Here is a 26,144-nt window from a genome sequence, read left to right on the forward strand (position 1 = left end):
GCCCGGCGGGGCGCGACAACCCAACCTCAGAGGTACCTCAAGGCTCACTGGTTTCGTGGACGGCACATGTATCCCGTCCCTAGGGAGGGTCTTCAAAGTAGCGTCGTCCGCCCGGAGGCCGGGCAGACGGGACTTTGAAGACACGACCTAGGCTCTCGGTATGCCCGACATATCGCTGACCACCCTGCTCTTCCTCTGCGCGGCCGCTCTCGTGGCGGGCTGGATCGACGCGGTGGTGGGCGGCGGCGGGCTGCTCCTCCTGCCCGCGCTGCTGCTCGGCCTGCCGCACGTCCCGGCCGCCCACATCCTCGGCACCAACAAGGCGGTGGCCATCGTGGGCACCACGGGCGCCGCTGTGACGTACGTGCGCAAGGCGCCGGTGCGGGTGGGCACGGCGGTGCGGATCGGGCTCGCGGCGCTGGCGGGCTCGATGGGCGGGGCGTTCTTCGCGGCCGGGATCAGCAGTGACGTCCTGCGGCCGGTCATCATGGTGGTGCTGCTGGGCGTGGCGGCGTTCGTGATGCTGCGGCCGTCGTTCGGCGCGGGGGCGGACAAGGGGCCGGTGACCAGGGCGCGGATCGTCACGGCGATCGTCCTCGTCGGCGGCGGGATCGGCTTCTACGACGGGCTGTTCGGACCCGGCACGGGCACGTTCCTGGTGCTGGCGCTCGCCGCCGTGCTCCACCTGGATCTGGTGACCGCCTCCGCCACCGCCAAGATCGTGAACGTGTGCACCAACGCGGGAGCGCTGGCGATGTTCGCCTACCAGGGCACGGTGCTGTGGAAGCTGGCGGCGCTGATGGCCGTGTTCAACCTGGCGGGCGGGATGTTCGGGGCGCGGACGGCGCTGCGCAAGGGCGCGGAGTTCGTACGGGGAGTGCTGCTGGTGGTGGTCTTCTCGCTGGTCGCCAAGCTCGCGTTCGACCAGTGGAGCTGAGCGGGGGAGGGGACCCGGGCGCGGGCTCCCGCCGCTGCTGCGGGCCGGCGTGCGCGCGGGCCGTCACCGGGCGCCGATCAGGTGGGCGTAGGCGACGACGTTGCCCTGGTAGCCGGTCTTCTCGTCGAACTCCCCGCCGCACGTGATCACGCGCAGCTCCGCCCGGTCGGCGGGCCCGTAGACCTTCCGGTCGGGGAACTCGCCGTTCTCGTACACCTCGATCGCGTCGATGGTGAACACGGCGGTGGTGCCGTCGCGGCGGGTGACCTCGATGCGGTGGCCCTTCTTCAGGGCGCCGAGGGCGTAGAAGACGGCGGGGCCCTCGGAGTTGTCGACATGACCGGCGACGATCGCGGTGCCCTTCGCGCCGGGCGGGGTGCCGTCCTTGTACCAGCCGGCGATGTTCGGATTCCCGGCGGGCGGCACCTCCAGGCTGCCGTCCGGGGCGAGCCCCAGGCGCATCACCGGGGCGTCGACGTCGATCTCGGGGATGCGGACGCGGACCGGGGCGGAGGGCGGCAGAGGGTCCGCGGCGGCGTCGGTGTGCTGGTGGGGGCCGGCCGCGAAGGCCTCGGCGGCCGTCGGGACGGGCGGGGTCAGGTCCTCGGAGCCGTTCTGCACCAGCCAGAGGCCGACGCACGCGGCGATGGCTATGCCCCACCCCTTGCCCCTGCTCCTGCCCTCAGCGCCGGTGCCGGTGCCGGTGGCTGTGCCCGTGCCGGTGTCCGTGCCGTGTCCCGTCCCGCTCCTGGTGTCGGTGTCGTCGGTCATCGCTGCCCTCGCGGGGGATGGGGCTCCCCGCCCGCGCCGCGGTCTCGGGGACACACGCGGCGGGGGCGGGGAGCGAGGCGGGGGTACGGGGACGGACCCCGTCAGCCGTCCTGCGCGCCGCTCGCCCGGCGGCGCAGGAGCCAGGCCCCGCCCACGGCGGAGGCGGCCAGCACTGCCACTCCCGCCGCGATCTGGGTGCTGTCGGGGCCGACGCTGCCGCCCACCCCGGTCTTCACGTGACCGCTCGGGACGTGGCCGCCCGAGTCGTGGCCGCCGGAGCTGTGCCCGCCCGAGTCGTGACCGCGCTCGACGATCAGGTCACCGGTGGCGGTCTTGCCGTTGTCGCAGGCCACAGCGATGGAGTAGGTGCCCGGCTTGGTGTGCGAGGGGACCGTGAACCGGCCGACCACCACGTCCTTGTGGGTGCCGGGCGACAGCTCGAACTCGCCCGCGCCGAGGGACTCCGCGTCGCCGATCCCGTGCCCCTTCTTGCCGCAGGCGGTGGTGTTGACCGTGACGGTCTCGCCCGGCTTGGCGGTCGACGGGTACACCTCCAGCTTCCCGAAGTCACCGGCGTACGCGACGTACGCGGCCGGTGAGGCGAGGGCGCCGAGCGAGACGACCGCCAGCGCGGTACCGGTCAGCAGGCGGGCAGTGGTGCGCATGGGATCCTCCGGGGCGCGCGACAAGCGGGGGTGACGGTCGGATGTCCTGTCTCCGAGGTAAGGCCCCGTCCGCCGTACCCGCCTGCTGATACCCCATCAGATTGCGCCGTCCGGGTCGGCGTGTCGCCCTGGACGGCCCGTATCGGCGCAGGTCAGCGACGGGTCGCCGGCCCCGCCCGCCGCCCCGCCCCGAACGGGTGACCCCTCCCCGCCCGAGCCGGTGGCGAGATGTTCACGGGAACCGCTTGACCTGAATCATGGTTGAGGTACGAAGGTCTTCTTCATGGAGATCACCGAGCGCTCGCCGCTCACCCTCACCGTCGTCGTCGCCAGCAACCGCGAAGGCCGTTTCGGGCCCGTCATCGCCGACTGGTTCCTCGCCCACGCCGGACAGCACACCGACTTCACCGTCGACGTCGTCGACCTCGCCGACCCCGGCAACGACCTGCCCACCGCCCTCTCCCGCGACCCCGCCCCCGACGTGCGCGACCGGCTCGCGCGGATCAGCCCCCGGCTCGCCGCCGCCGACGCGTTCGTCGTCCTCACCCCCGAGTACAACCACTCCTTCCCCGCCTCCCTCAAGAACCTCATCGACTGGCACTACACCGAATGGCAGGCCAAGCCCGTCGGCTTCGTCTCCTACGGCGGCGTCTCCGGCGGCCTGCGCGCCGTCGAACAACTCCGCCAGGTCTTCGCGGAACTGCACGCCGTCACCGTCCGCGACACCGTCTCCTTCCACAACGCCTTCGGCCACTTCGACGAGGACGGCCGCCACAAGGACCCCACCGCCCCCGACGCCGCCGCCAAGACCATGCTCGACCAGCTCTCCTGGTGGGCCCACGCCCTGCGCGACGCCAAGTCCGTCCGCCCCTACGCGTCCTGAACGCGGGGTGCGTACGCTCGGCCGTACGCCGCGCGGTGCGCCGCCGTGGCGCGACGACCGACGCTCGGAGGCGAGACCGTGACCCAGGCCATGACCGTACTCACCACCACCGACAGCGCCGAGAAGGCGCAGGAACTGGCCCGCGGCGCGGTGGAGGCGCGGCTCGCCGCCTGCGCGCAGATCTCCGGTCCGGTCACCTCCGTCTACCACTGGCGGAACGCCATCGAGACCAGCCAGGAGTGGCAGGTGCTCTTCAAGACCACCGAGGCCCGCTACCCCTCGCTGGAGGCGCACCTCACCACGGTCCACGACTACGAGACGCCCGAGATCATCGCCACCCCGGTGGTGCGGGGGAGCGCGGGCTACCTCGCGTGGATCCGGCAGGAGACCACGGAACGATGAGCGAACTGCCGTTCTTCGTGTACGGGACGCTGCGGCCCGGCGAGTACAACCACGACCGGTTCCTCCGTGGCCGCACGGCGACGGAGGAACCGGCCCTGCTGGCGGGCGCCCTGCTGTACGACGGACCCGGCTACCCGTACCTGCTGCGGGGCGCGGGGTGCGTCACGGGCGACCTGGTGAGCGCCGCCCCGGGCCACTACGAGGAGCTCGTCGCCCTGCTCGACCTCCTGGAGGACGGCTACGACCGGGAGGTGTGCGACGCGGTGCGCACCGGGGACGGGGCGACCGTACGGGCCTGGGTGTACGTCGCCACCCCCGCGGTACGGCCGGGGGCCGCGATCACCGGCGGCGACTGGCTCGGGCACCGGCCGCCCCCGCGGCGCCCGGGCCGCCCGGGCTCACCGCTTCCCCAGCCGCGTTCGGGCCCGCCGCTGCCCCGGACCCGTCCGGGTTCACCGCTTCCAGGCGGACCGCGCACACCTTGAACTCCGGCATCCGGGAGGTGGGATCCAGGGCGGGGTTGGTCAGGTTGTTCGCCCGCCCCTCGCCCGCCCAGTGGAACGGCATGAACACCGTGTCCGGCCGGATGCCCGTGGTGATCCGCGCGGGCGCCACCGCCCGTCCGCGCCGCGAGACGACCGCGACCGGCTCGCCCTCGGCGACGCCCAGCCGCTCGGCCAGCCGGGGGTGCAGCTCCACGAACGGCCCCGGCGCGGCGGCGTTCAGCTCGGCGACGCGCCGGGTCTGGGCGCCCGACTGGTACTGGGACACCACCCGCCCGGTGGTCAGCACCACCGGGTACGCGTCGTCCGTCTCCTCGCCCGCCGGGCGGTGCGTGACGGGCACGAACCGCGCCCGCCCGTCCGGCGTCGCGAACCGGTCCAGGAACAGCCGGGGCGTACCCGGGTGGCCCGGCTCGGGGCACGGCCAGAACACGCCGTCCTCCTCCGCGATGCGGCGGTAGCTGATGCCCGCGTAGTCGGCCGGCCCGCCCGCCGAGGCCCGGCGCAGCTCCTCGAAGACCTCCTCCGGGTCGGTGGGGAAGCCCTTCTGCCGGCCGAGCAGTTCCGCGAGCCCGTGCAGCACCTCCAGGTCGCTCCGTACGCCCGCGGGCGGGTCGACGGCCCGGCGGCGCAGCAGGACGCGGCCCTCGAGGTTGGTCATGGTGCCGGTCTCCTCCGCCCACTGCGTCACCGGCAGGACGACGTCGGCGAGCGCGGCGGTCTCCGACAGCACGACGTCCGCCACGGCGAGGAAGTCCAGGGACTCGATCCGCTCCTGGACGTGCGCGGCGCGCGGCGCCGACACCACCGGGTTGGAACCCATGAGGAGCAGCGCCCTGATGTCGGTGCCGAGCGCGTCGAGGAGTTCGTAGGCGCTGCGGCCCGGCCCGGGGAGCGTCGCGGGGTCGACGCCCCACACCCCGGCGACGTGGGCGCGGGCGGCGGGGTCGTCGAGCTTGCGGTAGCCGGGCAACTGGTCGGCCTTCTGGCCGTGTTCGCGCCCGCCCTGCCCGTTGCCCTGCCCGGTCAGGCAGCCGTACCCGGACAGCGGCCGGCCCGCGCGCCCGGTCGCGAGGCACAGGTTGATCCAGGCGCCGACGGTGTCGGTGCCCTTGGACTGCTGCTCGGGGCCGCGCGCGGTCAGCACCATGCCGTCGGGGGCGTCGCAGAACATCGCCACGGCCTGCCGCAGCTGCGGCACGGGGATGCCGGTGATGCGCTCGACGAGCGCCGGCCAGTGGGACATGGCGGCCGCGCGGGCGTCCGCCCAGCCCGTGGTGCGGCTCCCGACGAACTCCTCGTCCGTCCGCCCCTCCGCCACGACCAGGTGCAGCAGCCCGAGGGCGAGAGCCAGGTCGGTGCCGGGGCGGGGGGCGAGGTGCAGGTCGGCCTGCTCGGCGGTGCGGGTGCGGCGCGGGTCGACGACGATCAGCTTGCCGCCGTTCTCCTTCAGTTCGGTGAGGAAGCGCAGCGCCGGGGGCATGGTTTCGGCCAGGTTCGACCCGACGAGGATCACGCAGCCGGTGCGCGGGATGTCCTCCAGCGGGAAGGGCAGCCCCCGGTCGAGCCCGAAGGCCCGCTGGTGGGCCGCGGCGGCGGACGACATGCAGAACCGGCCGTTGTAGTCGATCTGCGACGTCCCGAGGACCAGCCGGGCGAACTTGCCCAGCGCGTACGCCTTCTCATTGGTCAGCCCGCCACCCCCGAACACCCCGACGGCATCCGCCCCGTGCCGCTCCCGCGTCCCGCGCAGCCCCTCGGCGACGGCACACAGGGCCTCCTCCCAGGTGGCCGGTTCCAGCCTGCCGGTCGTGGTGTTCCGCACCAGCGGCTCCTCCAGCCTCACCCGGGAGGAGAGCACCGCGGGTGCGGTACGTCCCTTGCCGCACAGGGCCCCCCGGTTGACGGGGAAGTCGGTGCGCTCCACCACCTCGACGCCGTCGCCGGAGGGCCGGAGGTTCATCCCGCACTGCAGGGAGCAGTACGGACAGTGCGTGGGGGTGGTGGCGGTGGTGGCGGTGTGCATGCCCCCGAGCATGCGGTCCCCGTGTTACGGCCACCGACACCCCGCATTACATGCCCGGTACGCCGTACTCCGCGGCGCCCGGCGCGGGAGGTGAGGCGGGGGCCGGGAAGCCGGAACACCGCCCAGGGGTGTGGCCGTGCAGGGTCGGCCCCGCAGGGGTTGGCGGCGCGGGGCGGGCTCCCTCACGCGTGACCCAGGGCCGCCGACCCCGAGGAGTCGAGCCCGGAGGGGCCGCGCCCCACCACCCCGCGGCAGCCGGACGACCCGCACCCGACACACCCCGCGGCAGCCGAACGGCGCGGCACCCCGAACGCCCGCACCGGCCCCACCGGGGCCCGGCCCGGGGCCGCCCCGCCGCCGGCTGCCCCCTAGGGAGTGCGGCCCAGCGCGTCCGTCACGCCCGTCTCCGCCCGGCCCAGGAACGTCGGGTCCGGCTCCACCGCCGCGTCGAGGGCGGCCTTGCCCGCCGCCACCAGCTCCCGGGTCGCGCCCCAGTACCAGACCGAGTCCCGCGGTTCGTCGACCCCGACCCCGTACGCGTCGATGCCCGCCTCCTGGCACAGCGCGACCGCCCGGCGGATGTGGAAGCCCTGGGTCACCAGCACCGCCCGCTCGACACCGAAGATCTTCCTGGCGCGGACGCACGAGTCCCAGGTGTCGAAGCCCGCGTAGTCGCTGACGATCCGCCCGTCCGGTACGCCCCGCTCCCGGAGGTACGCGCGCATGGCGTCGGGCTCGTCGTACTCGACACGGCCGTTGTCGCCGGTCACGAGGATGACCTTGACCTTGCCGTCCCGGTACAGCGTGGCCGCCGCGTCGAGCCGGTGCGCCAGGTACGGGGTGGGGCGGCCCTTCCACAGGCCGGCGCCGAAGACCACGGCGACGTCCCGCGCGGGCACGTCCGCCGTCGTACGGAGCCGGCTGTCGGCGACCGCGTGCATCCAGGTCGCGGGCAGCAGCGCCAGTACGCAGCCGAGCATCACGCCCTGCACCAGCCGCCGCCGGCTCCGCCGGCTCACGGGCCACCTCGGCCGTCGTACACCCCTCATGGACCGAACCCTCCGGAGAAATCCCACGTCCCACCCCCGCCCCTTCCGACGCCGGAACGGGCCGCCCGGTTCACTGCGGCACGTGTGATCTCGACGGCGGCCGGCCGCCGTACAGCAGCGCCGCGAGCCCCGCCCCGAGCAGGCCGCCGAGCAGCTGGGCGGCGATGAAGCCCGGCATCGACGCGGGCGCGATGCCGGTGAACGAGTCCGTGAGGGACCTGCCCACCGTCGCGGCCGGGTTGGCGAACGAGCCGGACGACGTGAACCAGATGGCGGCGGCGATGTACGCGGCGACCGCGACCGGGGCGAGCTGCGCGCGGCCGATGCGGTCCAGGCCCTGGACGAGCAGCACCAGGCCGGCCGTGGCGACCGTCTCGCCCAGCAGCAGGTGGCCGTCGGACCGCAGCTGCGTGGACCAACCGCCAGGTGCCCGGCCGAACATGGCCCCGGCCAGCAGCGCGCCCGCGACCGCCCCGGCCAGCTGGGCGGCGATGTAGAGGGCGACGTCCCGGCCGGTCAGCCCGCCCGGGGTGCGGCGGCCCGTCCACCAGACGGACAGGGTGACGATCGGGTTGAGGTGGGCGCCGGACACCGGGGCGAACAGGGCGATGAGCAGCCCGAGGCCGATCGCGGACGCCAGCGAGTTGGCCAGCAGCTGTACGCCCACGTCCCGGCTCAGCCCGGTGGCCTGGATGCCCGAACCGACGATGACCGCCACGAGCGCCCCGGTGCCGACGAGTTCCGCGACAGCGCGGCGTGGCAGCGCGCTCTGCGTACCACCCATGAGACCCCCCTCATTTCCTGTGTGCGGAAAATATATTCCGCGTTTCGAAATGAAGGTAGCGGGTAAGGGTGATCCTTTCTCGCTGTACACCGGTCTCCGGCCACCGGCAGGATGGACGCCATGTCCACTCCCGGCCTCTGGGCCCGCGCCGCCGCCCGCAACAACGCCGCATGGTGCGACACCATGTGCCGCGCCCACGGCCTCGGACCCGGCGACCTCACCGGCCGCGTCTGGACGCACCCGCGCCGCACGCCGCCCTACTACCCCGACGCCGTCACCCTCGTACCCGGCACCCCGGCGCACGAGGTGCTCGACGCCATCGACCTGCGCACCCCCGGCTGCTCCGTCAAGGACGGCTTCGCCACCCTCGACCTCACCCCGCACGGCTTCCGGCCGCTCTTCGACGCCCAGTGGATCCACCGCCCCGCCACGCCGCCCGGCGACACGGCCGCGGACACGGTGCCCTGGGAGCCCGTCCGGACCGCCGCCGCACTCGCCGACTGGGAGACCGCCTGGAGCGACGGCGCCGACCCCATGAACCTCTTCCGCCCCGCCCTCCTCGACGACCCCGCGACCACCGTCCTCGCGGGCCACGCCCCGGACGGCCGGACCGTCGCCGGGGCCGTCGTCACCCTCAGCGCCACCCCGGACGCCGGCCCCGTCGTCGGCGTCTCCAACGTCTTCGCCACCGGCCCCGGCGCCGACCCCTGGCCCGGCTGCCTCGCCGCGATCGCCCGCCGGTGGCCCGGCACCCCGGTCGTCGGGTACGAACACGGCGACGACCTGACGGCTGCCCTCCGCCACGGCTTCACCACGACCGGCACCCTGCGCGTCTGGGTCGCCGCCCCCTGAGCACGGCCCGGTGAGCCACCCGGAAAAAACCCGTCACCCGCACGCAACGAGGCGGCAACACCCGCCCGCCACCATCGGTTCATGACGGAGCAACCCCACCCGCCCACCCTCGTCGCCGTCGCCCACGGCAGCCGCGACCCCCGCGCGCTCGCCACCGTGAACGCCCTGCTCGACCGGGTCCGCGAACTGCGGCCCACCCTGCCGGTCCGCCTCGGCCACATCGAGCTCAACGCCCCCCTCCTCACCGACACCCTGGCCGCCCACCCGCCCGGCGACGCCGTCCTCGTACCCCTCCTCCTCAGCCGCGGACACCACGTCAAGCACGACCTGCCCCGCGCCGCCGCCACCGCACCCCACCTGCGCGTACGCGTCGCCGCCCCGCTCGGCCCCCACCCCCTGCTCGTCGAGGCGCTCCTCGCCCGCCTCACCGAGGCCGGCTGGCGCACCGCCCACGGCACCGACCGCGCCACCGGCGTCGTCCTCGCCGCCGCCGGCTCCCGCGACCCCGACTCCGCCGCCGACACCCGCCGCACCGCCCGGCTGCTCAGCGAACGCCTCGGCGGCGTGCCGGTGGTCCCCGCCTACGCCTCCGCCGCCTCGCCCACCGTCCCCGAAGCCCTCCGCGCGCTCACCGCCCGGGGCCGCCACCGGATCGCCGTCGCCTCCTGCTTCACCGCCCCCGGACTGTTCGCCGCCCGCACCGCGGCGGCCGCGCCCTGGATCGCCGCCGCCCCCCTCGGCGCCCACCCCGCCCTCGCCCGGCTCGTCCTGCACCGCTACGACCAGGCCACGGCCACGCCCGCCCCGGCCCCCTCCACCACCGCCGAGCCGCAACTGGTCACCGCCTGACCGGTTCACCGTCAGTCCTGGCGGTTACCTTCAGTGCATGAACGGCATGGACGGTACGGACGGCATGGACGGTACGGACGGTACGTACGACGAGGCGGCCACCGGGCGCTGGGCCCCCGAGCCCGACAAGCGCCCGGGACGCACCGCGTTCCAGCGGGACCGCGCACGGGTGCTGCACTCCGGCGCCCTGCGCCGCCTGGCCGGCAAGACCCAGGTCGTCACCCCCGGCTCCCGCAGCCACGCCTGGGACCCCAGCCCCCGCACGCGGCTCACCCACTCCCTGGAATGCGCCCAGGTCGGCCGCGAACTCGGGGCGGCCCTCGGCTGCGACCCCGACCTCGTCGAGGCCGCCTGCCTCTCGCACGACATGGGCCACCCGCCCTTCGGGCACAACGGCGAACAGGCCCTCAACGACTTCGCCAAGGACTGCGGCGGCTTCGAGGGCAACGCCCAGTCCCTGCGCCTGCTCACCCGCATCGAACCCAAGCGGTTCATCCACCTCGCCACGACCGGCGAGGTCGTCAGCGTCGGCCTCAACCTCACCCGCGCCACCCTCGACGCCGCCACCAAGTACCCCTGGCCGCGCGGCGCCCACCCCACCGACCCCGACTCGCCCAAGTTCGGGGTGTACGAGGACGACCTGCCGGTCTTCGCCTGGGTGCGCGAGGGCGCCCCCGGCACACGCCAGTGCTTCGAGGCGCAGGTGATGGACTGGTCCGACGACGTCGCCTACTCGGTGCACGACTTCGAGGACGGCCTCCACGCCGGGCACGTCGACCCCAACCTCCTCCTCGCCGAACCCGAGCGCGCCGACATCTGGCGCGTCGCCATCGGCCGGTACGTCCCCCACGACACCGACCCGCAGGAGCTCGAAGCCGCCCTCGACCGGCTGATGGAACAGGAGTGGTGGCCCCACGGCTACGACGGCTCGGCCATCGCCCAGGCCCGCCTCAAGGACGCCACCAGCCAGCTCATCGGCCGCTTCTGCCTCGCCGCCGAGGCCGCCACCCGCCGGGCGTACGGCACCGGCCGCCTCACCCGGTACGGGGCCGAACTGGTCGTACCGCGCGAAACGCGCCACGAGTGCGCGGTGCTCAAGGCGGTCGCCGACCGGTACGTGATGCAGCGGGCCGAGCAGGAAGCGCTCCGCGCCGACCAGCGGATCGTGCTGGGCGAACTGGCCGAGGCGCTGACCGCCCGCGCCCCCGAGGGCCTGGACCCCCAGTTCAGGGCCCTGTTCGACACGGCGCCCGACGACCGCGCCCGCAAGCGGGTGATCGTCGACCAGATCGCCTCGCTCACCGATGCCTCCGCCCGCGCCCTGCACTCCCGGCTCACCCACCGGGGCTGACCGGAGCCCTCCACGCCCTCTTCCGACATCACGCTCCGTACGGGACGCTGCTGGAGGCCGGCGGCGTAGCGTGACAATCCCGGAAACCACCAGGAGGCAACAAGTGGTCGACGCAGATCAGACCTTCGTCATCGTCGGCGGGGGACTGGCCGGGGTCAAGGCGGCGGAGACACTCCGCGCCGAAGGGTTCACCGGCCGCGTGATCCTCATCGGTGACGAGGTCGACCCGCCCTACGAACGCCCGCCGCTGTCCAAGGGCTACCTCACCGGCAAGGAACCGCGCGAGCGGGCCTTCGTCCACGAGTCCGCCTGGTACGCGGAGAAGGACGTCGAGCTCCACCTCGGGCAGCCCGTCACCGCCGTCGACCGGGCCGCCAAGGCCGTACGCCTCGGCGACGGCACCACCATCCACTACGACAAGCTCCTCCTCGCCACCGGCTCCGAGCCGCGCCGGCTCGACATCCCCGGCACCGACCTCGCCGGCGTCCACCACCTGCGCCGCCTCGCCCACGCCGACCGCCTCCAGGGCACCCTCGCCGCCCTCGGCCGCGACAACGGCCACCTGGTCGTCGCCGGAGCCGGCTGGATCGGCCTCGAGGTCGCCGCCGCCGCCCGCGGATACGGCGCCGAGGTCACCGTCGTCGAACCGGACCCCACCCCGCTGTACCGGGTCCTCGGGCCCGAGCTGGGCCAGCTGTTCGCCGACCTGCACGCCGAGCACGGCGTCCGCTTCCGGTTCGGCACCCACCTCACCCAGATCACCGGCCAGGACGGCATGGTCCTGGCCGCCCGCACCGACGACGGCGACGAGCACCCCGCCCACGCCGTCCTCGTCGCCGTCGGCGCCGCCCCCCGCACCGACCTCGCCGAGAACGCCGGCCTCGCGCTGGTCGACCGCGCCCACGGCGGCGGCGTCGCCGTCGACGCGTCGCTGCGCACCTCCGACCCCGACATCCACGCCGCCGGGGACGTCGCCGCCGCCGAGCACCCCCTGCTCCACACCCGGCTGCGCGTCGAACACTGGGCCAACGCCCTCAACGGCGGCCCCGCCGCCGCCCGCGCCATGCTCGGCCGGGACGTCTCCTACGACCGGGTGCCCTACTTCTTCTCCGACCAGTACGACCTGGGCATGGAGTACAGCGGCTGGGCCCCGCCGGGCACGTACGACCAGGTGGTCCTGCGCGGGGACGCCGGCAAGCGGGAATTCATCGCCTTCTGGCTGAAGGACCGCAGGGTGCTCGCCGGGATGAACGTGAATGTGTGGGACGTCACATCGGACATCCAGGCCCTCGTCCGCTCCGGGGCCCCCGTGGACCCCGACGCCCTCGCCGACCCCTCCACCCCGCTCACCGCCGTCCTGCCCGGCCCGTAACCCGCCGGCCCGCCGGCCCGCCGGACGGCCGCCGCGGCCACCGGACGGCCGCCGCGGCCACCGGACCTCCGTTCCCGCCGGGCGAGCGCCGCGGCCACCGTAAGATTTACGCGTGGCAGGCGGCAGGATCAACGATGACGACGTGAAGGCGGTACGGGACGCGGTCCCGATCGACGCCGTCGTGTCCGAATACCTCCAGCTGCGCAGCGCGGGCGGCGGCAACCTCAAGGGCCTGTGCCCCTTCCACGACGAGAAGTCCCCCTCCTTCCAGGTCAGCCCCAGCAAGGGTCTCTTCCACTGCTTCGGCTGCCAGGAGGGCGGGGACACCATCGCCTTCGTGATGAAGATCGACCACCTCTCCTTCTCGGAGACGGTCGAGCGCCTCGCCGCCAAGGCGGGCATCACCCTGCGGTACGAGGAGGGCGGGTACAACCCCGGCCACCAGCGCGGCGAGCGGATCCGGCTGATCGAGGCCCACAAGGCCGCCGCCCAGTTCTACGCCGAGCAACTGGACGGCGCCGAGGCCGAGATCGGCCGGAAGTTCCTCGCCGAGCGCGGCTTCGACCAGGCCGCCGCCCAGCACTTCGGCGTCGGCTACAGCCCGGCCGGCTGGGACCACCTCACCCGCCACCTGCGCGGCAAGGGCTTCTCCGACAAGGAACTGCTCGTCTCCGGACTCGCCCAGGAATCCCGCCGCAACCCCATCGACCGCTTCCGGGGCCGCCTGATGTGGCCCATCCGGGACGTCGGCGGCGACGTCGTCGGCTTCGGCGCCCGCAAGCTCCGCGACGACGACAACGGGCCCAAGTACCTCAACACGCCCGAGACGCCGATCTACAAGAAGTCCCAGGTCCTCTACGGCATCGACCTGGCCAAGAAGGACATCGCCAAGTCCAGCCGGGCCGTCGTCGTCGAGGGCTACACCGACGTCATGGCCTGCCACCTCGCCGGCGTCACCACCGCCATCGCCACCTGCGGCACCGCCTTCGGCGGCGACCACATCAAGATCCTCCGTCGGCTGCTGATGGACAACGGCTCCGCCCGCGTCATCTTCACCTTCGACGGCGACGCCGCCGGACAGAAGGCCGCGCTGCGCGCCTTCGAGGACGACCAGAAGTTCGCCGCCGAGACGTACATCGCCATCGCCCCCGACGGCATGGACCCCTGCGAGCTGCGCCTCGCCAAGGGCGACGACGCCGTCGCCGACCTCGTCGAGCCCCGCACCCCGCTCTTCGAGTTCGCCCTGCGCCAGATCGTGAACCGGTACGACCTGGAGACCCCGGCCGGCCGCGCCGCCGCCCTCGACGAGGCCGCGCCGATCGTCGCCCGCATCAAGAACATCGCCTCGCAGCACGAGGTCGCCGTCCAGCTCGCCGGCATGCTCGGCATCCTCGACACCCAGTTCGTCGTCAAGCGCGTCGCCCAGTTCGCCCGCTGGGCCAGGGACCGCGGCGGCCGGGGCCCCGCGCCCGCGACCCAGGCCCGCCCCCCGGCCGCCGCACCCGCGCCGCACGCCCCCGCCGCACCCTCGGGCCCCGCGCTGAACCTGCGCAGCCCGGCCCACCGCACCGAACGCGAACTGCTCAAGCTCGCCCTCCAGTACCCGGCCCTCGTCTCGCCCGCCTTCGACGCGTACGGCGCCGACGAGTTCACCGCCCCGCCGTACGCGGCCGTCCGCCAGACCATCGCCGACGCGGGCGGCGCCGAGCAGGGCATCAGCAACGCCGCCGAATACCTGGCGCGCGTCCGGGACGCGGCGCCCGACGACCGGGTCCGCGCGCTGGTCACCGAGCTGGCCGTCGAGGTCATCCACGGCCGCACCGTCGACGAGACGTACGCGGGCGACCAGCTCGTCCAGGTCCGGCTCCGCGCGGTCGACCGGCGCATCCGTGACGTCACCGGCTCCCTCACCCGCCTCGGCACCCACGCCGACCCGGACCACCTCGCCGCCGTCCAGAACGAGCTGTGGGTCCTCCAGCAGTACGCCCAGTCCCTGCGCAACAACGGCGCGGACGCGCTGTAGCGCGCCGGTCGCAAAAAGTCGCCGCACGCCCCTCGTGGCAGCGATGTGTCGTACCCCACACTGGGGGCGGTGCCTGAGTCCTCGGAGCGCGGCCGGTCCACCGATGGTGGGCGCCCCACCCCCGCGGATCCGCTCATCGAGTACGGGACGGAGAACAGCGGCGCGGCCGCCGCCGTCCCGCTGCCGCACGCCCCCGAACCGGCAGCGATCACCCTGGAGGTCGCCCCCGTGCAGACCCGGACCCCGACCGACATCGACCCCGCCACGGCCACGGCCATCGCCGTCCCCGTGCAGGGCCTTCCGACGCGGCACCCGGAGGCCGGACCCGGCGCGGGGCCGGACGCGCCGACCGGCGCCGCCCCCGACGCACCGGCCGGTCCCGACCTCGACCCGCTGACCGACCCCGTACTCGACCCCGTACTCGACACGGCGACGGACCCCGTGCTCGACCCCGTGCCCGACGTCGTGCCGGTGCTCCCGCCCGACGCCGTACCGGACGCGGAACCCGACGACGCCGGGCAGACCGCCACCGGCCGCAGCCGCACCGCCTCCGCGGAAGCCGCCGGGAGCGGCCCCTCCGCCGACCTCTTCCGCCAGTACCTCCGCGAAATAGGCCGGATACCGCTGCTGACCGCCGCCGAAGAGGTCGAACTCGCCCGCCGCGTCGAAGCCGGACTGTTCGCCGAGGAGAAACTCGCCCGCACCCCCGACCCGGACTCCCAACTGGCCCTGGACCTCGACCGGCTGGTCGTCATGGGACGGATGGCCAAACGCCGCCTCATCGAGGCGAACCTGCGCCTCGTCGTCTCCGTCGCCAAACGCTACGTCGGCCGCGGCCTGACCATGCTCGACCTCGTCCAGGAGGGCAACCTCGGCCTGATCAGGGCGGTCGAGAAGTTCGACTACGCGCGCGGCTACAAGTTCTCCACGTACGCCACCTGGTGGATCCGCCAGGCCATGTCCCGCGCCCTCGCCGACCAGGCGCGGACCATCCGCGTCCCCGTCCACGTCGTCGAACTGATCAACCGGGTCGTCCGCGTCCAGCGCCGCATGCTCCAGGAACGCGGCTGCGAACCCACCCACGACGAGGTCGCCGCCCACCTCGACCTGGCACCCGAGCGGGTCGGCGAAGTGCTGCGCCTCGCCCAGGAGCCGATCTCGCTGCACGCCCCCGTCGGCGAGGAGGACGACGTCGCGCTCGGTGACCTCATCGAGGACGGCGACGCCGCCTCACCCGTGGAGTCCGCCGCCTTCCTCCTGCTGCGCGAGCACCTGGAGGCCGTCCTGTCCACGCTCGGGGAACGCGAACGCAAGGTCGTCCAGCTCCGCTACGGCCTGGCCGACGGCCGGCCCCGCACCCTGGAGGAGATCGGACGGATCTTCGGCGTGACGCGCGAACGCATCCGCCAGATCGAGTCCAAGACCCTCAACAAACTGCGGGACCACGCCTTCGCCGACCAGCTGCGCGGCTACCTGGACTGAGCGGCCGCCCCGGCGGCCCGGCCGGCTCAGTCGACCTCCGCCACCGCCTGCGCGAACTGCGCCGCGTACAACCGGGCGTACGCCCCCCGCGCCGCCAGCAGCTCCTCGTGCGTGCCCTGTTCGACGATGGCCCCGTTCTCCATCACCAGGATCACGTCCGCGTCCCGGATCGTCGACAGCCGGTGCGCGATCACGAAACTCGTCCGGCCGTGCGCCAGCCGGGCCATCGCCTTCTGGATGAGCACCTCGGTCCGGGTGTCGACGGAGCTGGTCGCCTCGTCCAGGACCAGGATCACCGGGTCCGACAGGAACGCCCGCGCGATGGTGATCAGCTGCTTCTCACCCGCGCTGACACCCGCGCCCTCGTCGTCGATGACGGTGTCGTACCCGTCGGGGAGCGTACGGACGAACCGGTCGGCGTGCGCGGCCCGCGCCGCCTCCTCGATCTCCTCCCGCGTCACCTCGCGCGACGCGCCGTACGCGATGTTGTCGGCGATCGTGCCGCCGAACAGCCACGTGTCCTGGAGCACCATGCCGATCCGCGACCGCAGCTCGTCGCGGGACATCTCCGTCACCGCCACCCCGTCCAGCAGGATGCGCCCGCCGGTCACCTCGTAGAACCGCATCAGCAGGTTGACGAGCGTGGTCTTCCCCGCGCCCGTCGGGCCGACGATCGCGACCGTCTGACCGGGCTCCACCGACAGGGACAGGTCCTCGATGAGCGGCCGCTCCGGGTCGTAGCGGAACGACACCTTCTCCAGCGCCACCCGTCCCCGGTCCCGCCCGTCCTCCTCCGGCCCCCCGGGCCTGCCCGCCGCGCCCACCGCGTCCGGCTCCTGCTCCTGGGCGTCCAGCAGCTCGAAGATCCGCTCCGCCGACGCCACACCCGACTGCACCAGGTTCGCCATCGACGCCACCTGCGTCAGCGGCATGGAGAACTGCCGCGAATACTGGATGAACGCCTGCACGTCACCGATGGACAGCGTCCCCGACGCCACCCGCAGCCCGCCGACCACCGCCACCAGCACATAGTTGATGTTGGAGATGAACAGCATCAGCGGCTGCATGACCCCGCTGTTGAACTGCGCCCGGAACCCGGCCTCGTACAGCGCCTCGTTCTGCTCGCGGAAGTCCGCCGCCGCCTCGCCCTGCCGCCCGAAGACCTTCACCAGCGCGTGCCCCGTGTACATCTCCTCGATGTGGGCGTTCAGCCGGCCCGTCGACTTCCACTGCTGCACGAAGTGCGGCTGCGACCGCTTGCCGACCCTCGTCGCCACGACCACCGACACCGGCACCGTCACCAGCGCCACCAGCGCCAGCAGCGGCGAGATCCAGAACATCATCACCAGCACACCGACGATGGTCAGCGCCGAGTTGATCAGCTGCCCCATCGTCTGCTGCATGGTCTGCGAGATGTTGTCGATGTCGTTCGTCGCCCGGCTCAGCACCTCACCGCGCTTCGCCCGGTCGAAGTACGACAGCGGCAGCCGCTCCAGCTTCGCCTGCACGTCCTCCCGCATCCGGTACACGGTCCGGTTGATCACCCGGATCGACATGCGCGTCGACACCAGCATCAGCAGCCCGGCCACCACGTACACCACCAGCGCGGCCATCAGGACACCGCCGACCGCCCCGAAGTCGATGCCCCGGCCCGGGACGAAGTCCACCCCCGACAGCATGTCCGCCAGCCCGCCGTCCCCGTCGGCCCGCAGCCCCGCCACCGCCTGCTCCTTGCTGAGCTCGGCCGGCATCTCCCGCCCGACCACCCCCGCGAAGACCAGGTCCGTCGCCCACCCGAGGATCATCGGCCCCACCACCGACAGCGCCACGCTCAGCACGCCCGCCGCCAGCATCACCGACAGCGTCGCCTTCTCCGGCCGCAACTGCCGCAGCAGCCGCCTGCTCGACCCCTTGAAGTCCATCGACCGCTGGTCGGGGCCCCCGGCCGCCGCCATCATCCGTCCCGCCGGCCCCGCCATCAGGCAGCCTCCGCCTCGGTCAGCTGGGAGAGCACGATCTCCCGGTACGTCTCATTGCCCGCCATCAGCTCCTGATGGCGCCCCACTCCCACGACCCGGCCCTCGTCCAGCACCACGATCCGGTCGGCGTCCCGGATCGTCGACACCCGCTGCGCCACGATCACCACCGTCGACTCGGCCGTCTCCGCCGCCAGCGCCGTACGCAGCAACGCGTCCGTCGTGTAGTCCAGCGCCGAGAACGAGTCGTCGAACAGATAGATCTCCGGCCGCTGCACCAGCGTCCGCGCGATCGCCAGCCGCTGCCGCTGCCCGCCCGACACGTTCGTCCCGCCCTGCGAGACCGGCGCGTCCAGGCCGCCCTCCAGCTCCCGTACGAACGCCGCCGCCTGCGCCACCTCCAGCGCGTGCCACAGCTCCTCGTCGCTCGCCGCCGGGTTGCCGTACCGCAGGTTCGTCGCCACCGTCCCCGAGAACAGGTACGGCCGCTGCGGCACCAGGCCCACCGTCCGCGCCATCACCGCAGGGTCCAGGTCCCGCACGTCCACCCCGTCGACCAGCACCTCGCCGCCCGTCACGTCGAACAACCGCGGCACCAGCCCCAGCAGCGTCGACTTGCCGCTGCCCGTCGAACCGATGATCGCCGTCGTCTCGCCCGGCCGGGCCACCAAATCCACCCCGCGCAGCACCGGCTCCTCGGCCCCCGGATAACGGAAGTCCGCCCCCCGCACCTCCAGGTGCCCGCGCCGCGACAGCTCCCGCACCGGCGCCGCCGGCGGGATCACGCTCGACTCCGTACGCAGCACCTCCTCGATGCGCTCGGCGCACACCTCGGCCCTCGGCACCATCATGAACATGAAGGTCGCCATCATCACGGCCATCACGATCTGCATCAGATACGCCAGGAACGCCGTCAGCGCGCCGATCTCCATCGCGCCGTCGTCGATGCGGTGCGCACCGAACCAGACCACCGCGACACTGGATACGTTCACGACCGTCATCACGGTCGGGAACATCAGGGCCATCAGCCGCCCGGTCGACATGGACACCTCGGTCAGCCCGGCGTTGGCCCGCTCGAACCGCTCACGCTCGTACGCGTCCTTCACGAAGGCCCGGATCACCCGGTTGCCGGTGATCTGCTCGCGCAGCACCCGGTTGACCGTGTCCAGCCGCTCCTGCATCGTCCGGAACAGCGGCCGCATCCGCCGCACGATCAGCGTGACCGCCACACCCAGCACCGGCACCACCGCGAGCAGCACGCCCGACAGCGGCACGTCCTGCCCGAGCGCCATCACGATCCCGCCCACGCACATGATCGGCGCCGACACCATCAACGTGAACGCCATCAGCACCAGCATCTGCACCTGCTGGACGTCATTGGTCGTCCGCGTGATCAGCGACGGCGCACCGAAGTGCCCGACCTCCCGCGCCGAGAACGACTGCACCCGGTCGAACACCGCCGCCCGCACGTCCCGCCCGAGCGCCGCCGCCGTCCGCGCCCCGAGGTGCACCGCGCCGATGTTGCAGACGACCTGCACCACCGAAACGGCGATCATCAGCGCGCCGAAGCGCAGGATGTAGCCGGTGTCACCCCGCACGACACCGTTGTCGATGATGTCCGCGTTCAGCGTCGGCAGGTACAACGTCGCGCACGTCTGCAACAGCTGGAGGGCGACCAGCAGGGCTATGGGCCGCTTGTACGGCCCCAGGTGGATCCGGAGAAGTTGTCTGAGCACGGTTCAACTATCGCCGGACACGCCCGCCCGTACGACTCGGTTTCCCGCTCCTTTGCCCCGCGCCCGCCCGATCGTTACGCCGCGAACGCCCCCGGATGCAGCTGCTCCCGCGTCGCCATGTACTGCTGGCGCACCGCCTGGCCCACCGCCACTTCCTCACCCGGCTCGAAAACCTGGGCCGCCGCGCCCTGCCACGCCGGCGGGGCCTGCGGGGACAGCACCCCCTGCGACACCCCCAGCGCCCACGCCGCCTGCCGCGCCGCACCCAGCGCCGCGTAATCGGCCGGCTGGGGGACGACCACCTGCGCCCCGAAGATCGCCGGCGCCGCCGCCTGCACCGCCGGCAGCTCCGCCGCCGCCCCGAGCAGGAACACGCGCCGCACCTCCACACCCCGCCCGCGCAGCACGTCCATCGCGTCCGCCAGCGAGCACAGCATGCCCTCGAACGCCGCCCGCGCCAGGTGCTCCGGCTTCATCGACTCGCGCCGCAGCCCGCTCAGCGTCCCCGCCGTGTGCGGCAGCTGCGGGGTGCGCTCACCCTCCAGATACGGCAGCAGGACGAGCCCGGAGGCACCCGGCGTCGACTTCAGCGCCAGCGCCGACAGCTCCTCCAGACCCCCGTCCAGCCCCAGCATCTCGGCGGTCCCGCGCAGCGCCCGGACCGCGTTCGACGTGTGCACGACCGGCAGGTGCGTCCCCGCCGCGTCCGCGAACGCCGTGATCATCCCGCGCGGGTCGGCCAGCGCCTCGTGGTGCACCGCCATCACCGACCCGGACGCCCCGAGCGACACCACGGCGTCCCCGACGCCCAGCCCGAGGCCGAGCGCGGCCGCCATGGTCTCGCCGGTCCCCGCCGAGATCAACAGCCCCTCCGGGGTCATCCCGGCGGCCTCGGCGGGCCCCAGCACCTCCGGCAGCGCGGCCTGGTGCCCCAGCGCCAGCTCCACCAGGTCCGGCCGGTACGCACCCGTACCGGCCGACCAGTACCCCGTGCCCGACGCGGCGCCCCGGTCCGTCGTCCTGCGCACCGGCCGGCCCAGCAACTGCCACACCAGCCAGTCGTGCGGCTGCATGACCATCGCCACGCGCGCCGCCGCCTCCGGCTCCGTACGCGCGAGCCACCGCAGCTTCGCCACCGGCTGCGCCGACTGCGGTACGCAGCCCACGGCCTCCGCCCACGCCTGCCGGCCCCCGAACGCCTCGACCAGATCGGCCGCCGCCACCTGGGCCCGCTTGTCGTTGCCGACCAGCGCGGGGCGCACCAGGGCGCCCTGCCGGTCCAGCGGCACCAGACCGTGCTGCTGCGCGGACACCCCGATGGCCTGGACACCCTCGAGCAGCCCGCCCGACGCCGCCTCGCCCAGCGACAGCAGCCACGCCTGCGGGTCCACCTCGGTGGCCTTCGGCTCGACGGGGTGCTGCGCGTAGCCCTGCCGCAGCACCGCGCCCGTTTCCGTGTCACAGACGACGATGCGCGTGAAACCCGACGAACTGTCCAACCCGGCGACTATCCCCATGGGGATAGATTCTGCCGCACCCTAGGTGTTACTGGTTCCCCACTCGTCCTGGCCGTTGCCCTGGCTGCGCTCCCGCAGCGAACGCACCCGCTCGGCGACCGACTCGGGCATCCGGTCGCCGACCTTGTCGCTCACCGTGTGCAGCGCCTTGCCGGCCACCTCCCGACCGGTCTGCGCGGCCGATTCGGCGGCGTTGCGGACGGCCGGGTTGTGGGAGAACTCCCGCGCCGACTTCCGCAGCTGCTCGTACCGCTCCCGGCCGGCCCGAGTCCCGAGGACGTATCCGAGGGCCAGTCCAACGACGAACGTGACCTTGTACCGCATGGCTCTGCCACCCTTCCGTAGGCGTCGGTGCTGGCCGCCTACCCCTGAGGGCCGGAGATCACCCCGGGAACCGATTGGCGGAGCACCCCCCTGCTTGCGCTAATGTATGTGTCGCAGCGAGCGAGCGCCGCCCGGGACGCCCCAGGTAGGTACGTTCGGTGCAACGCAGCAATCCCCTGTAGCTCAATTGGCAGAGCAGCCGGCTGTTAACCGGCAGGTTACTGGTTCGAGTCCAGTCGGGGGAGCGCGATCCCCTGTAGCTCAATTGGCAGAGCATTCGGCTGTTAACCGGAGGGTTGCTGGTTCGAGTCCAGCCGGGGGAGCAGCGACGGGAGAGGGCCCCCTCGGGCGCCCTCTCCCTTCTTTTTCGCCCCGGTTCGCCCCGGCTGGGAACCAAGCAGGGCGCAGCGCAGTCCTCATGGTCGAGCGTTGCCGACCATCCGGAGCAGGAGATCGTATGAGCGGCTATGCTGCGGCAGACGGCGCGCACAAATGTGCGCGACGCGCCGTAAGGGGCGGTAGCTCAGCCGGTTAGAGCAGCGGACTCATAATCCGTCGGCCGTGGGTTCGAGTCCCACCCGCCCCACTGCGAGCCGCAGGTGAAGAATCGTTTTCACCTGCGGCTTTGGCGTTTTCTCCCTACGCCGCCGGGGCGAAGGGGCGCAGGTCGTCGGCGCCCGGGCGGACCACGCCGTAGGTGTGTTCGGGGACCTCGTGCCAGGCGCCCGGGAGGTCGCCGAGTGGTTCGGAGACGACGAGGCGGGTCTCGTCGGAGATGTCCCGGAGGAACGTCAGGTCCGGGTGGAGGGCGCGCAGCGAGTCCACGCGGCTGCTGTAGAACAGCGAACGCGACCTGCGCTCCGTGGAGTAGCGGAACGCCCAGATGCTCACGCCGTCCGTCAGGGCGATCGTCATCTGGAGCGGGTGGTCCACGCCGTGCGCGCGGCCCGTGCGCTCGACCAGTCCGGCCATCCGGGCCACGGCGCCGGGCGGGTCCTCCTCCAGGCCCAGCGTGAGCGCCAGGTAGAACATCACCTCCGAGTCCGTGGACCCCTCGATGTCCGCGAACAGCCCCGGCTCCACCGCCAGGCACAGCTCCCGGCGCAGGAGGTGGAAGTCCGCGATCGCCCCGTTGTGCATCCACAGCCACCGCCCGTGCCGGAACGGGTGACAGTTCGTCTGCTGGACGGCCGTGCCCGTGGAAGCGCGGATGTGCGCGAAGAACAGCGGAGACCTCACGGTCTTGGCGATCTCCCGCAGATTGCGGTTGTTCCAGGCCGGCCCGACGTCCCGGACGACCGCCGGGGCGTCGAGGTCCGTGTCCTGCGCGTACCAGCCGATGCCGAACCCGTCGCCGTTCGTCGTCTCGACGCCCATGCGCGAGTGCAGACTCTGGTCGATCAGCGAATGCGCCGGCCGGTACAGAATGCCTTCGAGCAGCAGCGGTGTGCCCGAGTAGGCGAGCCACCTGCACATCGCGGCGTCACACGCCCCGGCCGCCCGAGTCCGGCCTGACCGTGCAGAGCGCCCAGATGATGAACCCGTACATCGCGATGGCCACGATCGACCACAGCGGGTAGTAAGGGATGGACAGGAAGTTGGCGATCAGCAGCAGGGACGCCAGCGCGACACCGGCGACCCGGGCCCACATGGAGGGCTTGAACAGCCCCATGCCCACGATGATCGCCAGGGCGCCGAAGATCAGGTGGATCCAGCCCCAGGACGTCAGGTCGAACTTGAAGATGTAGTTCGGAGTGGTGACGAAGACGTCGTCCCTGGCGACGCCCATGATGCCCCGGAAGAGGTCGAGGACTCCCGCCACGACCATCATGACGGCCGAGAAGACCACCAGTCCGGACGCGAAACCCTGCGACTTCCTGTCGTGCTGTACGTGGGTCGACATGGCGTATCCCGCTCTGCTCGATTGTCTGGTTCACGTGTCCAGTGCGCAGGCGTCGAGGCCGGGTCGTCCCCCGGGCCACCGCGCGGCGGTCCGGTTCGCTCCCGGTGCGGGTCGTCCGACGCACTGTCCTGTTCGCGCTCTCGCGGCTCCGTCCGGACGCCGCCGCGGCAGAAGGGGCGGTGACGCCGGTACTGGCGCGCCCGCCGGCGCCGGGTACGGGGCCCAACAGGACGGCGGGACCTGTCTTCCATGGTGGCGCAGCGAGCGGGTGATCGCCACGCGTGCGGGCCTGGGCGGTTGTGCTACTGAAATCCTATTCATCCCAACGGGTGGCGCGAATTCAGATTGTCGGTGATTGCGCACAAGAATGACCATCCTCCCCGCCGTTGGAGGACCTGTGTCCCGCTCCGTACCCGCTCCGCCGAACATGACCACCCTGGGTTGCGCCCTGTTCGCCACCCGCTGGCTCCAAGCCCCCCTCTACTTCGGGCTGGTGGCCGCGCAAGGTGTGTATGTCTACAAGTTCTTCAACGAGTTGTGGCACCTGATCCACCACGTGATCAGCGGCCACGCCGACGAGACGCACGTCATGCTCGCCGTGCTGAAGCTCGTCGACGTGGTGATGATCGCCAACCTGCTGATCATGGTCATCGTCGGCGGGTACGAGACGTTCGTCTCGCGGATCGGCCTCCAGGGCCACCGCGACCAGCCCGAGTGGCTGTCACACGTCAACTCCAACGTGCTGAAGGTGAAGCTGGCCACCGCCATCGTGGGGATCTCGTCGGTCCACCTGCTCCAGATGTTCGTCGACGTCCACCACACCCCCCGGCACGACCTGCTCTGGGGGACGGTCATCCACATGGCGTTCATCGCCAGCGCCGCGATCCTCGCCTACATGTCCGGGCCCATGGCCGCGCACGAGGCCAAGGCACACGCCCTGCACGAGACGCGGCACGCCGAACCGCGGACGGTGACCATCCCCGCCCAGCGGGACGGCGGGGCGGCGCACCACGACGAGGCGCCGGAGGCGGGCTCCGGGGCGGAGGAACGGATCGAGGCCGCCGGGTTCCCGGCCAGGAAGGTCCTGGAGACGTTCGACGACGGGCACCTGCGGGCGCCCGACCCCCAGGTGATCGCCCGGCTGGGGAAGGCCGACTTCGTCGCCCGCAAGGCGAACGTGGTGCTGCTCGGCGGGCCCGGCACCGGCAAGACGCACCTGGCCGTCGCCCTGGGCGTACGGGCCTGCCAGGCCGGCCACCAGGTCCTCTTCGCCACCGCCGCCGAGTGGGGCACCCGGCTCTCGGACGCCAAGGCCGCGGGGCGGCTGCGCGCGGAGCTGGCCCGGCTGGACGCGTACCCCGTCCTCATCGTGGACGAGGTCGGCTACGTGCCCTTCGAGCCCGAGGTGGCCAACCTGTTCTTCCAGCTCGTCTCGCACCGCTACGAGCGGGCCTCGCTGATCGTCACCGGCAACCGGCCGCTCGGGCGCTGGGACGAGGTGTTCGGCGACAGCGCGACGGCCTCCGCGACGGTGGACCGGCTGGCCCACCACGCGGAGGTCGTCACCCTGGACGCCGACAGCTACCGCACCCGCCGGCTGGAGGGTGCCGGCGTCGGGGGCTGGGTCACTCGATGACCAGCTCGACCTGGATGTTGCCGCGCGTCGCCTTCGAGTAGGGGCAGTACGCGTGGGTCTTCTCCAGCAGGTCGCGGCCCGGCTCGCCCTGGAGGTGGTCCGGCAGCTCGACGCGCATCACGACCGCGAGGCCGAAGCCGCCGTCCGTGTCCTTGCCGATGCTGACCTCGGCGGTCACGGAGGCGTCCTTGACGTCGATCTTCTCCTGCCGGCCTATCGCCCCCATCGCGCTCGCGAAGCACGCCGCGTACCCGGCGGCGAACAGCTGCTCGGGGTTGGTGCCCTGGCCGTTGCCGCCGAGGGCCTGCGGGAAGCCCAGCGGAAGGTCGATCTGGCCGTCGGAGCTGACGGCGCGGCCTTCGCGACCGTTGGCGGTGGCGACAGCGGTGTAGAGCGCGTCCATGGGGGACCGTCCTCTCGGGAGGGGAGGTGGGTGGATCGGTGTGGTCATATTTATAGCGCACGATTCAGTTGTGCACAACTTAATTGGGTCCAGGGGTGTGCTGGCGTATCCTGGCCGCATGGACACGCTCGGCACCAAGGTCGCGGACGGCACGGCACGGGACGAGGACTTCCTCCGCCTCGACCACCAGATCTGCTTCTCCCTGCACGCCGCGACCCGCGCGTTCAACAGCGTCTACCGCACCGCGCTCAAGGACCTCGGCCTCACGTACCCCCAGTACCTGGTGATGCTGGTCCTCTGGGAACGCGGCGAACTGCCCGTCAAACAGATCGGCGAGCACCTGCGGCTCGACTCCGGCACGCTGTCCCCGCTGCTCAAGCGGCTGGAAGCGGCCGGGTACGTCGAGCGGCGACGCAGCGCCGAGGACGAGCGGTCCGTCACCGCCCGGCCCACCCCGGCCGGCACCGCGCTGCGCGAGCGGGCCCTCGGGGTGCCGCGCCGCATCGCCACCGCGACCGGGATGACGCTGGACGAGGTCCGCGAGCTGCGCGCCCGCCTGAACGAACTGACCACCGCGCTCGACGCGGCGGGGCCCCTGGCGGAGGGGTGCGTGACGGAGGACTGACGTGCCTCCGCGGTCGGATGGGGTGCGGGTCGGTCGCCTGCCGGTGGGTGGTGGGCCGCGGCCCCTCCGGGCTCA

The 26,144-nt window shown here is 72.8% G+C and carries 23 protein-coding genes, 3 tRNA genes and 1 pseudogene; 15 read left to right on the forward strand and 12 right to left on the reverse strand.

All coding sequences use genetic code 11. The features are described from left to right. The first annotated feature begins 160 nt into the window (after nt 1-160). Complete coding sequence (locus EIZ62_RS22580) at nt 161-937, forward strand: sulfite exporter TauE/SafE family protein (protein ID WP_156694514.1); 777 nt, start codon at nt 161-163, stop codon at nt 935-937. 63 nt (nt 938-1,000) lie between these two features. Here EIZ62_RS22580 and EIZ62_RS22585 read toward each other — a convergent pair whose 3' ends face one another. Both EIZ62_RS22585 and EIZ62_RS22590 read right to left on the reverse strand, forming a co-directional pair. After that, nucleotides 1,001-1,708, reverse strand: a complete 708-nt coding sequence (locus EIZ62_RS22585; RefSeq protein WP_156694515.1) for a class F sortase — start codon at nt 1,706-1,708, stop codon at nt 1,001-1,003. 101 nt (nt 1,709-1,809) lie between these two features. After that, nucleotides 1,810-2,373: a hypothetical protein gene (locus EIZ62_RS22590; RefSeq protein ID WP_156694516.1), complete on the reverse strand. Its 564-nt coding sequence runs from the start codon at nt 2,371-2,373 to the stop codon at nt 1,810-1,812. Nucleotides 2,374-2,656: 283 nt separating this feature from the next. On the opposite strand from EIZ62_RS22590, the gene EIZ62_RS22595 reads away from it, so the two are divergent. From EIZ62_RS22595 to EIZ62_RS32540, 3 genes and pseudogenes are all read left to right on the forward strand, one after another. Beyond that, nucleotides 2,657-3,256 carry an NADPH-dependent FMN reductase gene (locus tag EIZ62_RS22595; protein ID WP_156694517.1) on the forward strand — a complete coding sequence of 200 codons (600 nt, stop codon included), beginning with the start codon at nt 2,657-2,659 and terminating at the stop codon, nt 3,254-3,256. Between the two features lie 90 nt (nt 3,257-3,346). Beyond that, complete coding sequence (gene cutA, locus EIZ62_RS22600; RefSeq protein ID WP_156696549.1) at nt 3,347-3,658, forward strand: divalent-cation tolerance protein CutA; 312 nt, start codon at nt 3,347-3,349, stop codon at nt 3,656-3,658. Then, nucleotides 3,655-4,026: pseudogene (locus EIZ62_RS32540) on the forward strand (gamma-glutamylcyclotransferase family protein); the annotation flags it as partial. The gene cutA and the pseudogene EIZ62_RS32540, both read left to right, overlap by 4 nt. Here the strand turns inward: EIZ62_RS32540 and EIZ62_RS22610 are convergent. The 3 genes from EIZ62_RS22610 to EIZ62_RS22620 all read right to left on the reverse strand — a co-directional run bounded on the left by EIZ62_RS22610 (nt 3,998) and on the right by EIZ62_RS22620 (nt 8,020). Then, nucleotides 3,998-6,187, reverse strand: coding sequence for a molybdopterin oxidoreductase family protein (locus tag EIZ62_RS22610; RefSeq protein WP_156694519.1), 2,190 nt, complete (start codon nt 6,185-6,187; stop codon nt 3,998-4,000). The pseudogene EIZ62_RS32540 and the gene EIZ62_RS22610 overlap by 29 nt on opposite strands. A 368-nt stretch (nt 6,188-6,555) precedes the next feature. Next, nucleotides 6,556-7,236 (reverse strand): SanA/YdcF family protein, encoded by a 681-nt coding sequence (locus EIZ62_RS22615; RefSeq protein ID WP_156694520.1) that lies wholly within the window; start codon nt 7,234-7,236, stop codon nt 6,556-6,558. A gap of 70 nt (nt 7,237-7,306) precedes the next feature. Next, a complete protein-coding gene (locus tag EIZ62_RS22620) occupies nt 7,307-8,020 on the reverse strand; it encodes an aquaporin (RefSeq protein ID WP_156694521.1) in 714 nt (237 codons plus the stop codon). A gap of 120 nt (nt 8,021-8,140) precedes the next feature. Here EIZ62_RS22620 and EIZ62_RS22625 point away from each other — a divergent pair, with 120 nt between their 5' ends. The 6 genes from EIZ62_RS22625 to EIZ62_RS22650 all read left to right on the forward strand — a co-directional run bounded on the left by EIZ62_RS22625 (nt 8,141) and on the right by EIZ62_RS22650 (nt 15,949). Beyond that, nucleotides 8,141-8,872, forward strand: a complete 732-nt coding sequence (locus tag EIZ62_RS22625; protein WP_156694522.1) for a hypothetical protein — start codon at nt 8,141-8,143, stop codon at nt 8,870-8,872. An 81-nt stretch (nt 8,873-8,953) separates the two neighbouring features. Then, on the forward strand, nt 8,954-9,721 hold the full coding sequence (locus tag EIZ62_RS22630; protein WP_156694523.1) for a sirohydrochlorin chelatase: 768 nt from the start codon (nt 8,954-8,956) through the stop codon (nt 9,719-9,721). A gap of 37 nt (nt 9,722-9,758) precedes the next feature. Beyond that, complete coding sequence (locus EIZ62_RS22635) at nt 9,759-11,072, forward strand: deoxyguanosinetriphosphate triphosphohydrolase (protein ID WP_156694524.1); 1,314 nt, start codon at nt 9,759-9,761, stop codon at nt 11,070-11,072. 103 nt (nt 11,073-11,175) lie between these two features. Beyond that, nucleotides 11,176-12,444, forward strand: coding sequence for an NAD(P)/FAD-dependent oxidoreductase (locus EIZ62_RS22640; protein ID WP_156694525.1), 1,269 nt, complete (start codon nt 11,176-11,178; stop codon nt 12,442-12,444). A 112-nt stretch (nt 12,445-12,556) separates the two neighbouring features. Continuing rightward, the gene (gene dnaG, locus EIZ62_RS22645; RefSeq protein WP_156694526.1) at nt 12,557-14,467 is read left to right on the forward strand and encodes a DNA primase; all 1,911 of its coding nucleotides are present in this window, start codon (nt 12,557-12,559) and stop codon (nt 14,465-14,467) included. Between the two features lie 69 nt (nt 14,468-14,536). Further along, the gene (locus EIZ62_RS22650) at nt 14,537-15,949 is read left to right on the forward strand and encodes an RNA polymerase sigma factor (RefSeq protein ID WP_156694527.1); all 1,413 of its coding nucleotides are present in this window, start codon (nt 14,537-14,539) and stop codon (nt 15,947-15,949) included. 26 nt (nt 15,950-15,975) lie between these two features. On the opposite strand, the gene EIZ62_RS22655 is transcribed toward EIZ62_RS22650, so the two are convergent. From EIZ62_RS22655 to EIZ62_RS22670, 4 genes are all read right to left on the reverse strand, one after another. Beyond that, nucleotides 15,976-17,928, reverse strand: coding sequence for an ABC transporter ATP-binding protein (locus EIZ62_RS22655; protein WP_156694528.1), 1,953 nt, complete (start codon nt 17,926-17,928; stop codon nt 15,976-15,978). Continuing rightward, a complete protein-coding gene (locus EIZ62_RS22660; protein ID WP_156694529.1) occupies nt 17,928-19,661 on the reverse strand; it encodes an ABC transporter ATP-binding protein in 1,734 nt (577 codons plus the stop codon). Before EIZ62_RS22660 ends, EIZ62_RS22655 begins: the two co-directional genes overlap by 1 nt. A 74-nt stretch (nt 19,662-19,735) precedes the next feature. Further along, a complete protein-coding gene (locus EIZ62_RS22665; protein WP_156694530.1) occupies nt 19,736-21,178 on the reverse strand; it encodes a xylulokinase in 1,443 nt (480 codons plus the stop codon). Between the two features lie 21 nt (nt 21,179-21,199). Then, nucleotides 21,200-21,502 carry a YtxH domain-containing protein gene (locus EIZ62_RS22670; protein ID WP_156694531.1) on the reverse strand — a complete coding sequence of 101 codons (303 nt, stop codon included), beginning with the start codon at nt 21,500-21,502 and terminating at the stop codon, nt 21,200-21,202. Nucleotides 21,503-21,674: 172 nt separating this feature from the next. On the opposite strand from EIZ62_RS22670, the gene EIZ62_RS22675 reads away from it, so the two are divergent. The 3 genes from EIZ62_RS22675 (at nt 21,675) to EIZ62_RS22685 (ending at nt 22,088) form a co-directional block, all read left to right on the forward strand. Then, nucleotides 21,675-21,747 (forward strand) — tRNA-Asn (locus EIZ62_RS22675). A 5-nt stretch (nt 21,748-21,752) separates the two neighbouring features. After that, a tRNA-Asn gene (locus EIZ62_RS22680) sits at nt 21,753-21,825 on the forward strand. 189 nt (nt 21,826-22,014) lie between these two features. Further along, nucleotides 22,015-22,088 (forward strand) — tRNA-Ile (locus EIZ62_RS22685). Nucleotides 22,089-22,141: 53 nt separating this feature from the next. Here the strand turns inward: EIZ62_RS22685 and EIZ62_RS22690 are convergent. Next, nucleotides 22,142-22,978, reverse strand: a complete 837-nt coding sequence (locus EIZ62_RS22690; protein WP_156694532.1) for a class II glutamine amidotransferase — start codon at nt 22,976-22,978, stop codon at nt 22,142-22,144. Nucleotides 22,979-22,985: 7 nt separating this feature from the next. Continuing rightward, on the reverse strand, nt 22,986-23,405 hold the full coding sequence (locus tag EIZ62_RS22695; protein ID WP_156694533.1) for a DUF7144 family membrane protein: 420 nt from the start codon (nt 23,403-23,405) through the stop codon (nt 22,986-22,988). Nucleotides 23,406-23,832: 427 nt separating this feature from the next. Between EIZ62_RS22695 and istB the strand changes: the two genes are divergently transcribed. Then, a complete protein-coding gene (gene istB, locus EIZ62_RS22700; RefSeq protein ID WP_156694534.1) occupies nt 23,833-25,041 on the forward strand; it encodes an IS21-like element helper ATPase IstB in 1,209 nt (402 codons plus the stop codon). Here istB and EIZ62_RS22705 read toward each other — a convergent pair. Further along, a complete protein-coding gene (locus tag EIZ62_RS22705; RefSeq protein ID WP_156694535.1) occupies nt 25,031-25,444 on the reverse strand; it encodes an organic hydroperoxide resistance protein in 414 nt (137 codons plus the stop codon). The genes istB and EIZ62_RS22705 overlap by 11 nt on opposite strands. Nucleotides 25,445-25,562: 118 nt before the next feature. Here EIZ62_RS22705 and EIZ62_RS22710 point away from each other — a divergent pair, with 118 nt between their 5' ends. Then, a complete protein-coding gene (locus EIZ62_RS22710; RefSeq protein WP_156694536.1) occupies nt 25,563-26,069 on the forward strand; it encodes a MarR family winged helix-turn-helix transcriptional regulator in 507 nt (168 codons plus the stop codon). The last annotated feature ends 75 nt before the right edge of the window (nt 26,070-26,144 follow it).

Origin of the sequence: Streptomyces ficellus (genome assembly GCF_009739905.1) — a bacterium.
In the GTDB taxonomy this organism is placed as follows: Bacteria; Actinomycetota; Actinomycetes; order Streptomycetales; family Streptomycetaceae; genus Streptomyces; species Streptomyces ficellus_A.

Excerpts from the sequence above, each read along its gene's own strand:
- EIZ62_RS22710 (WP_156694536.1), top strand. The coding sequence starts at position 25,563 with ATGGACACGCTCGGCACCAAGGTCGCGGACGGCACGGCACGGGACGAG.
- EIZ62_RS22690 (WP_156694532.1), bottom strand. The coding sequence starts at position 22,978 with ATGTGCAGGTGGCTCGCCTACTCGGGCACACCGCTGCTGCTCGAAGGC.
- EIZ62_RS22625 (WP_156694522.1), top strand. The coding sequence starts at position 8,141 with ATGTCCACTCCCGGCCTCTGGGCCCGCGCCGCCGCCCGCAACAACGCC.
- EIZ62_RS22705 (WP_156694535.1), bottom strand. The coding sequence starts at position 25,444 with ATGGACGCGCTCTACACCGCTGTCGCCACCGCCAACGGTCGCGAAGGC.
- cutA (WP_156696549.1), top strand. The coding sequence starts at position 3,347 with ATGACCGTACTCACCACCACCGACAGCGCCGAGAAGGCGCAGGAACTG.
- EIZ62_RS22620 (WP_156694521.1), bottom strand. The coding sequence starts at position 8,020 with ATGGGTGGTACGCAGAGCGCGCTGCCACGCCGCGCTGTCGCGGAACTC.
- EIZ62_RS22695 (WP_156694533.1), bottom strand. The coding sequence starts at position 23,405 with ATGTCGACCCACGTACAGCACGACAGGAAGTCGCAGGGTTTCGCGTCC.
- EIZ62_RS22590 (WP_156694516.1), bottom strand. The coding sequence starts at position 2,373 with ATGCGCACCACTGCCCGCCTGCTGACCGGTACCGCGCTGGCGGTCGTC.
- EIZ62_RS22585 (WP_156694515.1), bottom strand. The coding sequence starts at position 1,708 with ATGACCGACGACACCGACACCAGGAGCGGGACGGGACACGGCACGGAC.
- EIZ62_RS22595 (WP_156694517.1), top strand. The coding sequence starts at position 2,657 with ATGGAGATCACCGAGCGCTCGCCGCTCACCCTCACCGTCGTCGTCGCC.
- EIZ62_RS22670 (WP_156694531.1), bottom strand. The coding sequence starts at position 21,502 with ATGCGGTACAAGGTCACGTTCGTCGTTGGACTGGCCCTCGGATACGTC.
- EIZ62_RS22610 (WP_156694519.1), bottom strand. The coding sequence starts at position 6,187 with ATGCACACCGCCACCACCGCCACCACCCCCACGCACTGTCCGTACTGC.
- EIZ62_RS22665 (WP_156694530.1), bottom strand. The coding sequence starts at position 21,178 with ATGGGGATAGTCGCCGGGTTGGACAGTTCGTCGGGTTTCACGCGCATC.
- EIZ62_RS22655 (WP_156694528.1), bottom strand. The coding sequence starts at position 17,928 with ATGGCGGGGCCGGCGGGACGGATGATGGCGGCGGCCGGGGGCCCCGAC.
- EIZ62_RS22635 (WP_156694524.1), top strand. The coding sequence starts at position 9,759 with ATGAACGGCATGGACGGTACGGACGGCATGGACGGTACGGACGGTACG.
- EIZ62_RS22580 (WP_156694514.1), top strand. The coding sequence starts at position 161 with ATGCCCGACATATCGCTGACCACCCTGCTCTTCCTCTGCGCGGCCGCT.
- EIZ62_RS22630 (WP_156694523.1), top strand. The coding sequence starts at position 8,954 with ATGACGGAGCAACCCCACCCGCCCACCCTCGTCGCCGTCGCCCACGGC.
- istB (WP_156694534.1), top strand. The coding sequence starts at position 23,833 with ATGACCACCCTGGGTTGCGCCCTGTTCGCCACCCGCTGGCTCCAAGCC.
- EIZ62_RS22615 (WP_156694520.1), bottom strand. The coding sequence starts at position 7,236 with ATGAGGGGTGTACGACGGCCGAGGTGGCCCGTGAGCCGGCGGAGCCGG.